This window comes from uncultured Marinobacter sp., assembly GCF_947259545.1.
GTDB lineage: Bacteria > Pseudomonadota > Gammaproteobacteria > Pseudomonadales > Oleiphilaceae > Marinobacter.
This window is the reverse complement of record NZ_CAMYMK010000002.1, coordinates 534,127-546,638: the sequence shown is the minus strand read 5'-3', so window position 1 is coordinate 546,638 and position 12,512 is coordinate 534,127. Positions and strand designations below refer to the sequence as shown.

The following is a 12,512-nucleotide window of genomic DNA, read 5'->3' as shown; positions in this document are numbered from 1 at the left end:
CCAGGAACAATAATTTAACGGACAAGTAATAACAGTGACGGGACAGCCGGAAGGGATTCCGCACCAAGACGCGGGGATGGTTCATCTCTGAACCTGATGTCGTCCCTTACATGTTGTCATGGGCAGATACTTTACAGCATGGATGAATCGAATAAATACCTCAATATCAAAAAGCTATATATCTTTACAATATTTTTGATTCTGGCCGCCTGCTGAGTCCACTCCACACTTTCGGGCGTAGCATTATATCCTGCCAGGTAGTGGACATTGCGTCCCGCTCTGGCAGGTGACATTCTACCGACCATCCCTACTCAAACGATCGCCTATGCCTGAACCAACACCACTGCAAACCCTGCTCGACACCCTCCCCCAATGCGGCCAAGTGGAATGGATCGGTATCCGCCCCAGCCGCGGTGAGCCAATGCAAACGCTCGAAAGCGTGACGGTCACCCCGGGCAAAGGCCTGGAAGGCGATCGCTTCAAGGGCCGCGAGACCAGCAAACGTCAGGTGACCCTGATCCAGAAAGAACACCTGCATGCCATCGCCTCCTGCCTGGGGCGGGAGGCCATTGGTCCCGAAGTGTTCCGACGCAACATTGTGGTTTCCGGCCTGAACCTGCTGGCCCTGAAAGGCAAAACCTTCCGGATCGGTGGTGTGGTGCTGGAGTACACAGGCCTGTGCCACCCCTGTAGTAAGATGGAGGCCATGCTTGGGCCGGGCGGTTACAACGCCATGCGCGGGCATGGCGGGATCACTACGCGAGTAGTGGAAGGGGGCGAAGTGGCAATCGGCGACAACGTTCAGGTATGCACGTGAGTCGGTTTGAGTCGCCCGAGCAACACGTCTCCGAAGCTGAAATAGACCAGGCAATCCGCTCAGGCATAGAACGCTACTTTGACGACTGCCGGGCGCGGGTACCGGCGTTTATTGACCGTCATTTCCATTACCCCGGTGCCGTCGCGACCAACCGGATGGCGCTGGGATGGGACATGTTGCGGGCCCCTCTCAATCTACTCTGGGCGCCGGTATATGCCCTGGCCTGCCTGCTAAAAATTCTGGTCCCCAAGCGAACAGGCCTGATGTGGCTGCACGGATTAGCCAACCGTGTACCCGCCGGTTTCACCACCCGGGTACAACAACACATCTCACACCTGATCCTGGTGGACCTGCTGAACAACCGTCAGGACGGCCCACTGCTGGAGAGCTATCTGATTGAAGCGCTGGAGGCGGTTTATGAGCGCCATACCTGTGCGGCGGTCGATCACCAGCGGTTTAGCAGGCTGATTGAGCCACTGGTCGCGGACGCTCTCAGTCAGTACCGGGTGACCCGGACCGCGTCCGCAGATATCACCAACAGCATTTCATGCACGGTGTTGGGCGCGTTTGCCTTCCAGAAGTTTACCCCGGGTGGTATCGGGCTCGGGGTGGTGCTCGCGTCCATGCTCGCGAAGACCCTGGCCGCGAGGGACTTTATCCTGGGAGAAACCATCGGCGGGTGGTACTACAGCGTATTTCCACCAGAACCTTCGCTGGCGACGACAGCCAGCGTTATGGTCGCTGTCATGGCCGCATTGGCGGCGTTTGCGGCCTTGTCCGGTGTTATCTTCGATCCCGTTCAGGCGGCGGTCGGTTTGCACCGCCGGCGCCTGCTCAAACTACTGGACCACCTGCAGAGGGACGTATCACTCAGCACCAAAAGCAGCTTTCGCCCGAAAGACCAGTTTGTGGCACGGATTCTGGACACGTTCGACATGATCAGAACGGGTTTAATGTAGTTTACAGGCGTACAGATAACGGCCGCCGGCAGTTGCGCCGCGAAGCTGTATAGCTAATCTTTTCAGCCAGCTTTCACGTTAACCTGCTTGGAACCCGAAGAGGCGAATTGCCCACTTTTTCCCTTGCCCACATACTCGACGGTTCCGCCGGCTTTTAAAAAAGCAGCCGTCTGCTCCTCAATCATGGCGGTCGTTAGCGTAGCTTTTACGGGTTTCTTGCTCATTATAATCTCCAGGTTAACGGTTGGTTTATTCACCAACTGCAAACCTCCATCATATCCGAAACAGAAAATAATTGTTTGAAGCAAAAGGCGCGCGTTGAGGGATGAGCGTATGCTTCACTCGGAGCCGCCAGGCTCAGGCTTCTCTTCATCAAGCCAGGTACCGCAGTATTTACAGTAGTTGGCATCGATTTCATGTCGATGTTTACCGCATCCCGGGCAGGCTTCATCTGAGTAACGTTCCGCACGCAGGGCGCGAATAACTTCCGCGGAAAAAACACCAACGGGTAGCGCAATAATCGAGTAGCCCGTCAACATGATCATCATGGAAATGAACTGCCCCCAGGGTGTAACCGGCGTTATGTCCCCATACCCCACCGTCGTCAGTGTCACGATGCCCCAGTAAATAGCTGTGGGAATGCTGCTAAAGCCCGCTTCGGCTGGCTCAATAAGATAGAGCAAAGAAGAGAAGATGGTCACGAGTATCATTACTGTGAACAGAAAAAGCAGGATCTGATGCCGGCTGCGAAGCAGCGCGCCCATCAGCAGGCGGCCCTCACCCACTACCGTCATCATTTCCAGTACCCGGAACAGACGCAAGGTACGCAGCAAGCGCAATACGACAAGGGTCTGCGCGCCCGGGAGCAAAAGTGCCAGCCAGGTCGGCAGGACAGCCAGGACGTCAATAACCCCGTAAAAGCTTTTCAGATAGAGCTGCGGCTTCTCCAGGCAATAAATACGCAGGCCGAGTTCAAGCGTGAACAGCAGCGTTACACTCCATTCCAGCACATAAAACAGCTCACCGAAGCGGGCATGATATTCCGGAACACTGTCCAGAAGAATAATCCCGACGCTGAGAAATATCAGCAAAGCCAAAAACACATCGAAGCCTTTGGCCAAACGGGTGTCTGATTCAAAAATGATTTGAAACAGACGCATCTTGAGCCCCAGGCCGCCCGGTTTTTCTGTCGCCATCTAAGCTGCCTCTTTACCTGTCATTGAACACGCAGGGATTCCGCTGGGCTTACAGATACCGGCCGCCGGCACCAACCACCACCACGATCAACCCAAAAATCAGATTGATGCCCACCAGCTTGCGGATCTGCCCCACCTGGCGCCCGCCTTCCTGGGGGTCCTGGTTGGCGACCGCCAGCTGCAGCCGCCGGAAGGGGACAAAATAGACATGAAAATAGATCAGCATCATCACAATCCCCAGTCCCTGCATGACGTGGATATGCCAGCCGGCACCCGCCATGCCACCGAACACGCTGAAGATCATCCAGTAACCGGTCACCAGCAACAGGATCACCGCCGCCCATACCCACCGGAAAAACCGGGACAGGGTGTGACACCAGAGCACGCCCCGCTGGGACGCATCAATCACCTCGACCACCGCCGGTCGCATCGCCATATAGGCGAAAAACATACCGCCAACCCAGATCACGGCAGAGAGAACATGCAGTGCTATAGCCAGACTCATAAATCGATTCCCGGATGAAAAATGTCTGTGACGAGCATAAGCCTCATCCCGCCTTAGAACCAGTGTGACACCACAGCGGCGATATCGTCGAAAACGCCGGCACCGAGCTCCGTGGCCCGGTCATGGTCGGATTCCCGATACTTGCCGGTTGTCACCAGCGCGGCCTCAAGCCCGGCCCTCCGGGCGCCGCCAATATCCGCTTCTACATCGTCGCCGATCATCAGACAATCACCCGGCGCCAACCCCATACTGTCACAGGCCTCATGGAACATGGCCTCGCCAGGCTTGCCAATGATGGTGGCCTCTACCCCGGCCGCATACTCCAGGGCGCGAATAAAGGGGCCGGCATCCAGATGCAGGCCGTCGGATTGCTTGAAGTAACGGTTCATGCCCACCGCCAGCAGAGGGGTGCCCGCCATCAGCAGACGGAAGGCCTGATCCAGCCGGCGATAATCGAAACGATCACCGGCGTCACAGACCACCACCGCATCGGCATCCGAGTACGGCGCCGGTTCGAACTCCTCCTCGATGTCAGGGTGCACCAGCAGCCAGGGTTTCAGATTCCGGGCTTCCAGGAAGCGTGCAACAGCGGCCGGTGCCGTGAGCACCTCCTCCTCAGTGGCCCCGACCCCCAGATCCCGGAGCTGGTCCAGCACAGCGCGGGAGGGCTTGCGGGACGTGTTGGTGAGAAAGCGCAAGGGCACGCCGGCCCTGCGGAGTCGGGCAATGGCATCCCGCGAGCCAGCGACTATTTCACCCTCTTCATGGAGCACACCGGAAATATCGATACAGAGTCCCTGAGGCTGTGGCATGGTGCTCTGACCTCCTCCGGTTGGCTGAGATTTGTACTTTCTGTCAGTCTAGCACTGACCAATCACCCGTGAGATGCAACCTGTTGGGACGACCCGAAACACGACTGGGGGTAATTTTGGATAACTCTGAACGCTGGTCGCAGAAGGTGACCGATTCCAGCAATGCCCTGGACCTCGAGCGCGGCGTGTTTGCCCTTGAAGATCCCAAGGAAATCGCCCGCTCTCTGAAGAAGTCCGCCGAAGAGAGCAAGCGTCGCAAATCGGATCCTTACCGGTCTGCCATGTCGATGCTAACCTTCTACATCAACCGGGCGGGCAAACAACTTCCCCCGGAGCAAAGAGACCGTCTTGAGGCTGCAAAGGATGAATTGCGAGTCCTTTTCGGCAAGCCTCGTAGCAATCAGTAACTTTAAACGAAGGACTCATCCATTGCCCCCTGACACAACGCTCTGCGGCTGGCGCTCGAGAGACAGGGCTTGAGTGAGTCGGAATTCCGGGTTTCAGTCCAGTCTTTTACTCTTCCATCTCTAAAATCCACTTCACGAGCTTCTCAGCCTCTCCTCGGCTGACGTCAGTGCGAACCCCCATGTCCGGCATTTCTGCGTTTCCCCAGTGATCCTCTCCGCCAGTCAAGACAACCTGAACCAGCCGATCAGATTCATCCATTGAGTATCTCTGCGCGATACTTAGGAAAGATGGCACTATCGATTCGGCTTCGCTTTCGTTTATAGCGTGGCAAGCCGTGCACTTCTTTTCCTCAGCCAGCTGCATAATGGTCATGCCATGGGAGTCGGCTAATGCTGATCCAGTTCCCAGGCAGAGGACACTTGCCAGCATGGCGGATACAATTTTAGATTTCATAGCAATCCCTCTCTGATCACCTTGATTGATTCAGGCGAGATGACTGCAACCGGTTTTGGCAAATTCCGACACCTCAATAGAAAACTTAGACCAGGACAGAAAGCCACACAAAGTGCTCGGAAAAATAAATCTGTCGCGTTTTTTTGGACCGGGGTAAGAACGGGGTTTACGCTTCCTAGACACGGCATTCACTATCCTCCATGGCCCGACAAAAAACATGAACAGCGCATCCCCAGAGTCTCCTATCACACCGGATCCCGCTGACAACGGACTTTCCGGCCTGGAAGCCAGTGCACGCCTGGAGAAATATGGTTACAACCAACTGCCCGCCCCTCCGATGCCAGGCGTGGTTGAGCTGTTTGCCCGGCAATTCCTCAGCCCTTTCATCTACATCCTCCTGATCGCTTCCGCGGTGTCATTTGCACTCGGTCAGACCCCCAGCGGGGTGTTCATCCTGATTGTCCTGCTGATCAATGCGGTTATCGGCACGGTCCAGGAATTTTCGGCCCAGAAGGCGGCAGCCGCGCTTAAGCAAATGATGAAAGGCACAGCCCATGTACTGCGGGATGGCCAGATTCTAACCGTTGAAGTGGAAGAGATCGTTCCAGGCGATGTCGTTTTGCTTTCCTCAGGCGACAAGGTGCCGGCCGATATTCAGTTGCTCAGCGCCAGCAGCCTGGCGGTGGACGAGTCCATGCTGACGGGAGAATCCCTGGCGGTTGCCAAGAATGCCGATGGGACAAGCGACGACAGCACGCCGCTCACAGAGCGCGTTGACCAGTGCTTTGCGGGCAGCATCATCACCCATGGGCGCGGACGCGGCCGGGTGATCGCCACTGCTTCGAGTACCCAGCTTGGCAAGATTGCCCAGGGAGTCACCGGCAAGACGTCTGCCGAACCGCCTCTGATGATTCGCATCCGCAAGTTCACCTACCAGATGGCCTTCGGCATTCTGGTGGCCATTGCCGCCCTGGCAGGCCTGATGATCCTGGATGGCGGTTATTCCATCGAAGAAATGGTTCTGATGACCATCGGCCTGGCGGTTTCGGTGATTCCCGAAGGTCTGCCTGCCGCACTGACCGTTGCTCTCGCTATCGGCATGAGCCGGATGGCAAAGCGCAATGTGATCATCCGCAAGCTGGTGGCTGTGGAGGCCCTGGGATCCTGCACCCTTATCTGCTCCGACAAGACCGGCACCCTGACCGTCAACGAACTCACTATTCGCAAGGTGATGCTGCCTGATGGACGCCAGTTCGATGTCACTGGCGAGGGCGTAGCCCCGGGCGGGGAGATCACAGGCTATGCCGGGGCCGAGGTGGATGCGGCAGGCCAGGATACCCTCAGAGAGCTCTGTGTCGCAGGTGTCCTCGCCAATGAAAGCTACCTGGACTATAGCGGCGGTGAGTGGGTTTCCCAGGGTGATATCGTGGACATCGCGTTCCTCGTCATGGCCAAGAAGCTGGGTATGTCCATCACTGACCTGCGAACCCGGCAGGAACAGGTGGCCCTGATCCCCTATGAGTCGGAAAAGGCCTACAGCGGGGTGGTCAACCGGATTGGCGATCAAACCGTCATATACGCCAAAGGCAGCCCTGAAAAGATGCTGGCCATGTGCAACGAGATGGCAACCACTGACGGCTCTAAGGTAATCGACAAACCAGCTCTCGAAAGCCAGTTCACCGAGCTCGCTTCCCGGGGCTATCGGATTATAGCTCTGGCGAAGAAAACCTCTTCATCCGGCGACCATGAGATGGTCGATATGATCTTTCTCGGCATGGTCGCCATGATCGACCCGCTTCGCCATGAAGCCTTTGACGCCATCGAAAAGTGCCGCACCGGCGGTATTGAGGTGGCCATGGTCACGGGCGACCATCCCGCTACCGCGAAATCGATTGCCCTGGAACTGGGCCTGTGTGACGGAGACGCAACGGTTGTCACGGGTCCCATGCTTGATGAAGCCAGTGCCGAGGGCCAATTGGCCGTCGACCAGCTCATCCGTCAGGCCCGGGTTTTCGCCCGCATAGAACCCGCCAGGAAAGCCCAGATTGTGGACAGCTTCATGCGGGACGGTCATTTTGTCGCGGTCACCGGGGATGGCGTCAATGATGCACCGGCCATGCGGCAGGCCCATGCGGGCATCGCCATGGGCAAGCGCGGCACGGATGTGGCCAAGGAAACGGCGGACCTGATCGTTACCGATGACAATTTTTCCTCCATTGTCGCCGGCATCGAGCAGGGGCGGGTGGTTTACAACAATATCCGCAAGGTGATCGGACTGCTGGTCGCCACCGGTTTCTCGGCGATCCTGCTTTTCTTCTTTTGTGTACTGGCCGGTCTGCCAATGCCCATGATCGCGGTACAACTACTCTGGCTTAACCTGGTTGCCAACGGCTTCCAGGACGTGGCCCTGGCATTCGAACCGAAGGAAGGCGGCGAATTGTCAGTTAAACCGCGCTCGCCTCACGAGCCCGTGTTCGATAAACCGATCATTGAGCATGTCCTGGTGGTGGGATCATGGATGGGGCTCGTCGCGTTCCTCAATTTCCAGTGGACGCTTGAACAGGGCCAAAGCATTGAGCAAGCCCGTAACCTGACGCTGATGCTGATGGTACTCTTCGGCAACATCCACGCGCTGAACAGCCGCTCGGAGTTCCGCTCCCTTTTCAGCATTCCCCTGCTTGGCAACCCTTTCCTGATGCTGGCGGTTCCCCTCGCGCAACTGGCCCATATTGGTGCCATGTATGCCCCGGGACTCTCCGATGTCCTGCAGATTCAGCCGATTTCAATGCAGGAATGGTTGCAGTTGCTCGCATTCGCCATGAGCCTTCTCGTCGTGGAGGAGCTGCATAAGATCGTCATCAGGAGGCGGCGAGCCCGTGCCAGCTCGGCGGGGTACGCGTACCCCGCCTCACCTCCCAGACCGCTATAGATCTGACTGTCCCGGTTTTCGAAGGCTGACGGTGCAACCAACGTTCAGTGCAGCGACATCAGTTTGTCTGCAACCTCAACAAGATTATCGCCAGTGACGTCAGGGGGCAGAAAGACATCGCCAGGCTCGACTTCAAGGCGCGCACACCAGCCCGCAAGCGCACCGGCCCGTTTCGCACCATGGCAATCCCAGGCATGCACGGCAACCAAAGCCAGGCGCTCAATGGGCGTACCCAAACGTTTTGCTGCGAAACGGTAGATATCCGGATGAGGCTTCCAGACACCCGCCTCCTGTGCGGTGACCACGTGGTCAACAAACTCCGAAAGCCCTGCACCTTCGAGGAAACAGCGTGTTTTTTCAGGACTGTTGACGGTAAGACATCCAACGGACACACCCGCCTCAGAGAGTTTTTTCAGAGCCGGCACAGCATCGTCAAAAGTGGGCAGCGTGGAGAACCCTTCGACCACATACTCAATATCACGTTCACTGAGCGTGTATTTTGTTTCCGTGCGGAGTGATTCCCGTGCAACAGCTTCGAAGGGTGCCGTGTCACCGGCAAGGGTCAGAGCCATGGCATCGCGTTGAAAACGCAGGAACCAGGGCTGCAGGATGGTCGCTGGCTGGCCAACCTCTTCCAGCCGAGCCGCCAGCGGATCCAGATCAATCAATGTCTCAAGGACATCGAATAGAACTACGTTCGGTCGGTCAGCCATGTCGAGAGCCTCCCTATGCCGGTGTAGGTTCATAGGAAGTGTAGTTCAGGTTATCGCTGTATGCTGACCCGGGGCAGAGGAGGCAGCTGTGAACATCAATCTGCCCCGGTTCTCGCGGAACTAGCGGAGCGCGCGCGCCATCAGGAGGCCTTTTTCATAACCGGTGCCAACCATTTGCGCTTGGCCTTCTCCACCAGATCTCGAGCATCGTGATTCCAGGGATGGAAACTGGGGCTGTAGTACTTGAAGTAGGACGGCAACAGCTTGCGTAAAACGCCAGGCTTGCCCCACATGTAATTGAGTCCGCCCGCCCAGGACTTCAGGTTGAAGAGTTGGCCGTCTTCTTTCATAAGCTGAACCAGGTGAATCCCGGCGAACAGCGGGAACATCACACTCACTGCCATCATTTCTGTCACCCGAACAAACTCGCTGCCGCCAATGCTCTTGTAGACATCGAAAGCCACGGCCTTGTGCTCGGATTCCTCAATCGCGTGCCAGGCCCAAATGGGTGCCATACGCGGGTCCATGTCCTCCAAAGCGTCGTACTTCAGGAGAAATTCCTCGGCCATCAAGGCGGTGAAATGTTCCACTGCCACAGTGTGGGCCAGCTGGCGCTCGGGGCTGAATTGGCTGCGCATCCAGTTCATCAGTCCCTGAATCTCCCGCTCCAGGCGATCGAGATTGATACCGCGCTCCTGCATATAGCCGTTGAGGGCCTTGTGTTCCTTCGAGTGGTGAGCCTCCTGGCCAATAAAGCCACGCACCGCCTCTTTCAGATCGGGGTCTGTGATCTGTTTCTGGTAGTGGCGTACCGAGTCGATAAAGAAGCGCTCACCAGGCGGGAAACTGGCAGACAGAGCGGCCAGCAGAAGCGTTTTGGCCGGATCGTTGTCCCACCAGTACTTGGGCACGTCCTCGGCCAGATCAAAATTCGGCTTCCGGACTTCGGGGATTATCCCCTTGGGCGTGGTAGTTCGAGCTGGTTTGCGCGCTGAAATCGGGTGAACGTTGGCTTTTGTTTTATTGGCAATCATTGCGAGCCCTCGGGAAGGGAGTTGGCGATGAATTGATCATACTGGCGGGGAGTCCACTGCCGTAAGAGGATAAGGGGACAATGTACTTGTCATTGGTGGCCAATTGAGCGAATTCATCGAAACATACGGGTGGGGTTGGTAGAGACTCAAGGAACAGGATTACCTTAAATTTTTGTAATGCCTGCTCGAAACAAGCGATTTATACAAGCCTCAAGGTGGTGAAAATACATACAGTTTCTCCTGTTTTTGTTCATCGTTTTTTGTGGTGTTTACTCCGTTACGGAAACCGGTGGCCAGCTCGCTCCATTCGCCAGAAATTTCCAGGGCTTGGTGAAAATAACAAACTATAAATCAGGACACTGCCATGACATTACCGCGCTCTCTGTTGCTTATGGGCTCCATAGCACTTCTAAGTGCCTGTGGTTCAGATTCAGACCCCGGCACTTCTCAGCCGACAGATTCCGTCAACAGCACAACACCAGATAAGCCGAATTCTCAGGCACTTTCGAAAGAACTGGACCGCTACTCTCTGGCCAAAGGCTGTTATGCACTGCAGTCCACAGACTCAGAGCAATACGCAGCAGCCGATGACAGCGGCTACCGCATGGCAGCCAGCGACACGGGCGCAGCTGAAGCCTTTTACATGCAGCCAGCGACACTGGGCAAGTACTTGCTCTACACCGCAGATGAGCATCTGCTGACCGCTGTAACGGACAGCCCCGAAAGCATCGAGCTAACGAGTACTGGCGATCAAAGTAGCGTGATCGCGGCTGCGACGCCTTCGGATAACGCCATCTGGACTATCGACAAGGATGCAGCCAGCGGCGCATTCAGTCTGGTTGTCGAATCGGCCGGGCAGGCGTTGACTATCGCCAACGATGGCACCCTCGCCCTGGGACCGGTGGATTCCGCTAACCTGGCCCAGTTTTCTTTTGTCGAGTCCAGCAACAGCTGTGCGTCCTACCCGGAAATGCCCACTTCGGTCGTTGGCGACACCTATAAAGGTCGAGGCGTCGACAAGCCCATTATCGGCTTTGCCGACATCCACACCCATGGCGGCATGTCCAGCGAGCTGTCCTGGGCCGGAGATGTCGGTCCCTCTGCTGGCGGCGTACTGTACGGCGAAGTATTCCACCGCTTCGGCGTTCCCCATGCACTGGAAGACTGCGAAGAATTTCACGGCCCGCAAGGTATTCGTGATGGCAACAACGTGCTTAACGCCACCCCGACAGAGACTCATGAAACCCAGGGCTGGCCAACGTTTGTTGACTGGCCTCGCAACAACTACCTGACCCACCAGGTGATGTATTACCGCTGGGTTGAGCGCGCCTGGCTGGCAGGGCTGCGGCTGATGGTCAATCACGGTACCAACATCGCCGCTCTGTGCCGCATAGGCCAGCTGTACGCTGCCAAACCGGATGCCGATTGCGATGACATGAGCATTGCCACCAAGCAGATCAACTACCTCTACGAACTGCAGGATTACATCGACGCCCAGCATGGAGGCCCCGGCAAAGGCTGGTATCGCATTGTCACCAGCCCGAAGCAGGCGCGAGAAGTGATCAACGATGGCAAGCTGGCGGTTATCCTGGGCGTTGAGGTCGCTCAGGCACTGGACTGTGGCGTCACCTTCAATCCTGACGGCACCGAAACACCTAACTGCGACACAGCCAGTGTTGATGCCGAAATTCAACGCCTGTGGGATCTCGGTGTTCGCCACATCTACCCCTATCACGATATTGATAGCGCTCTGGGCGGCGCAGGTATCTTCAATGGTGATGTGATGAATTACCTGAACTTCCTGGATACCGGCAAGTTCTGGGAAACCACCGAATGCCGCGACTACCCAACCGACCTACCGGCGATCAGAACTCCCGGCGCCGACATGGCGACGGGGGTTCCGTTTTACGGCGATGATCCGCTTTCCAGTACGATCATGGAGATCAATGGCGGTATTGCACCCGTCTACCCGGACGGCAAACGCTGCAACGAACGTACGGTCACCGACCTGGGCACCTATGTGTTGAATGCTTTGATGGATCGCCGCATGATCATCGATATTGACCACGCCGCCTACCACAGCAAAGACATGATGCTGGAGCTGACAGAACAGCGGGATCCGGCCTACCCCCTCGTCTCATCCCACGGCGCCCACGGTGGTCTGACCGGTGACCAGGCCGTCAAACTGCTCCAGAACGGCGGTATCATTTATCCCTATAAGGGCCACGGTCGCAGCCACACCGACTTCCTGCAAACCTTGAAAGAATTGCGGGCGGCTGCAGGCATCAACGATAACGATCGCATTCTGGGTCTGGGCTACGGTGCCGACGGTAACGGTTTTGGTGGCCACCCAGGCCCAAGGGGCAACGGCGCCGAACCGGTAAACTATCCGTTTACGCTGTTTAACGGTGAGGATTGGGGCCCTGAATTCGCGCCGATCAAACCGGTCACCGTTGAGTTGATGTATATCCCCGAGAGCGGCAAATTCTGGTCCATCGATGAAGTGGGTATGGCCCACTACGGCATGGTGGCAGACTTCGTCGAAGAAGTTCGCCTTGAAGGCGGTCAGGAAGCGCTGGAAGCGCTGTACAACTCGGCCGAATCTTACGTCCAGATGTGGGAGCGTGTGTATAACCGCGGAGCGCCCAACAGTGCGAACTAAGCAGTTCATTCTGAGTGCCACCAC

At 56.7% G+C, this 12,512-nt stretch carries 12 protein-coding genes; 5 read left to right on the top strand and 7 right to left on the bottom strand.

Annotated features, from left to right (window positions below):
• Positions 1–325 precede the first annotated feature (325 nt).
• Together Q0Y21_RS02635 and Q0Y21_RS02630 are read left to right on the top strand one after the other, a co-directional pair.
• Positions 326–817, top strand: coding sequence for an MOSC domain-containing protein (locus Q0Y21_RS02635; RefSeq protein WP_297791262.1), 492 nt, complete (start codon positions 326–328; stop codon positions 815–817).
• On the top strand, positions 814–1,776 hold the full coding sequence (locus tag Q0Y21_RS02630) for a DUF6635 family protein (RefSeq protein ID WP_297791260.1): 963 nt from the start codon (positions 814–816) through the stop codon (positions 1,774–1,776). Before Q0Y21_RS02635 ends, Q0Y21_RS02630 begins: the two co-directional genes overlap by 4 nt.
• 62 nt (positions 1,777–1,838) lie before the next feature.
• Here the strand turns inward: Q0Y21_RS02630 and Q0Y21_RS02625 are convergent, their stop codons facing one another.
• The 4 genes from Q0Y21_RS02625 to Q0Y21_RS02610 all read right to left on the bottom strand — a co-directional run bounded on the left by Q0Y21_RS02625 (position 1,839) and on the right by Q0Y21_RS02610 (position 4,289).
• A complete protein-coding gene (locus tag Q0Y21_RS02625; RefSeq protein WP_297791259.1) occupies positions 1,839–2,000 on the bottom strand; it encodes a hypothetical protein in 162 nt (53 codons plus the stop codon).
• Between the two features lie 114 nt (positions 2,001–2,114).
• Positions 2,115–2,972: an ion transporter gene (locus tag Q0Y21_RS02620; protein WP_297791257.1), complete on the bottom strand. Its 858-nt coding sequence runs from the start codon at positions 2,970–2,972 to the stop codon at positions 2,115–2,117.
• A gap of 49 nt (positions 2,973–3,021) precedes the next feature.
• Positions 3,022–3,477: a CopD family protein gene (locus tag Q0Y21_RS02615; protein WP_297791255.1), complete on the bottom strand. Its 456-nt coding sequence runs from the start codon at positions 3,475–3,477 to the stop codon at positions 3,022–3,024.
• A 53-nt stretch (positions 3,478–3,530) separates the two neighbouring features.
• Positions 3,531–4,289 carry a TIGR01458 family HAD-type hydrolase gene (locus Q0Y21_RS02610; protein WP_297791253.1) on the bottom strand — a complete coding sequence of 253 codons (759 nt, stop codon included), beginning with the start codon at positions 4,287–4,289 and terminating at the stop codon, positions 3,531–3,533.
• A 116-nt stretch (positions 4,290–4,405) separates the two neighbouring features.
• Between Q0Y21_RS02610 and Q0Y21_RS02605 the strand changes: the two genes are divergently transcribed.
• Positions 4,406–4,696: a DUF3175 domain-containing protein gene (locus Q0Y21_RS02605; protein WP_297791251.1), complete on the top strand. Its 291-nt coding sequence runs from the start codon at positions 4,406–4,408 to the stop codon at positions 4,694–4,696.
• A gap of 106 nt (positions 4,697–4,802) precedes the next feature.
• Here Q0Y21_RS02605 and Q0Y21_RS02600 read toward each other — a convergent pair whose 3' ends face one another.
• A complete protein-coding gene (locus tag Q0Y21_RS02600) occupies positions 4,803–5,150 on the bottom strand; it encodes a c-type cytochrome (protein WP_297791249.1) in 348 nt (115 codons plus the stop codon).
• A 217-nt stretch (positions 5,151–5,367) separates the two neighbouring features.
• On the opposite strand from Q0Y21_RS02600, the gene Q0Y21_RS02595 reads away from it, so the two are divergent.
• On the top strand, positions 5,368–8,079 hold the full coding sequence (locus Q0Y21_RS02595) for an HAD-IC family P-type ATPase (RefSeq protein ID WP_297791247.1): 2,712 nt from the start codon (positions 5,368–5,370) through the stop codon (positions 8,077–8,079).
• Between the two features lie 44 nt (positions 8,080–8,123).
• Here Q0Y21_RS02595 and Q0Y21_RS02590 read toward each other — a convergent pair whose 3' ends face one another.
• Both Q0Y21_RS02590 and Q0Y21_RS02585 read right to left on the bottom strand, forming a co-directional pair.
• Positions 8,124–8,792 (bottom strand): HAD family hydrolase, encoded by a 669-nt coding sequence (locus tag Q0Y21_RS02590; protein WP_297791246.1) that lies wholly within the window; start codon positions 8,790–8,792, stop codon positions 8,124–8,126.
• Positions 8,793–8,932: 140 nt separating this feature from the next.
• The gene (locus tag Q0Y21_RS02585) at positions 8,933–9,826 is read right to left on the bottom strand and encodes a metal-dependent hydrolase (protein ID WP_297791244.1); all 894 of its coding nucleotides are present in this window, start codon (positions 9,824–9,826) and stop codon (positions 8,933–8,935) included.
• A gap of 364 nt (positions 9,827–10,190) precedes the next feature.
• Here Q0Y21_RS02585 and Q0Y21_RS02580 point away from each other — a divergent pair, with 364 nt between their 5' ends.
• On the top strand, positions 10,191–12,488 hold the full coding sequence (locus Q0Y21_RS02580; protein WP_297791242.1) for a hypothetical protein: 2,298 nt from the start codon (positions 10,191–10,193) through the stop codon (positions 12,486–12,488).
• Positions 12,489–12,512 lie beyond the last annotated feature (24 nt).

Bases quoted from the DNA above. Each gene is read 5' to 3' on its own strand.
- Q0Y21_RS02635 (WP_297791262.1), top strand. From the start codon at position 326: ATGCCTGAACCAACACCACTGCAAACCCTGCTCGACACCCTCCCCCAA.
- Q0Y21_RS02625 (WP_297791259.1), bottom strand. From the start codon at position 2,000: ATGAGCAAGAAACCCGTAAAAGCTACGCTAACGACCGCCATGATTGAG.
- Q0Y21_RS02620 (WP_297791257.1), bottom strand. From the start codon at position 2,972: ATGGCGACAGAAAAACCGGGCGGCCTGGGGCTCAAGATGCGTCTGTTT.
- Q0Y21_RS02615 (WP_297791255.1), bottom strand. From the start codon at position 3,477: ATGAGTCTGGCTATAGCACTGCATGTTCTCTCTGCCGTGATCTGGGTT.
- Q0Y21_RS02610 (WP_297791253.1), bottom strand. From the start codon at position 4,289: ATGCCACAGCCTCAGGGACTCTGTATCGATATTTCCGGTGTGCTCCAT.
- Q0Y21_RS02600 (WP_297791249.1), bottom strand. From the start codon at position 5,150: ATGAAATCTAAAATTGTATCCGCCATGCTGGCAAGTGTCCTCTGCCTG.
- Q0Y21_RS02595 (WP_297791247.1), top strand. From the start codon at position 5,368: ATGAACAGCGCATCCCCAGAGTCTCCTATCACACCGGATCCCGCTGAC.
- Q0Y21_RS02590 (WP_297791246.1), bottom strand. From the start codon at position 8,792: ATGGCTGACCGACCGAACGTAGTTCTATTCGATGTCCTTGAGACATTG.
- Q0Y21_RS02585 (WP_297791244.1), bottom strand. From the start codon at position 9,826: ATGATTGCCAATAAAACAAAAGCCAACGTTCACCCGATTTCAGCGCGC.
- Q0Y21_RS02580 (WP_297791242.1), top strand. From the start codon at position 10,191: ATGACATTACCGCGCTCTCTGTTGCTTATGGGCTCCATAGCACTTCTA.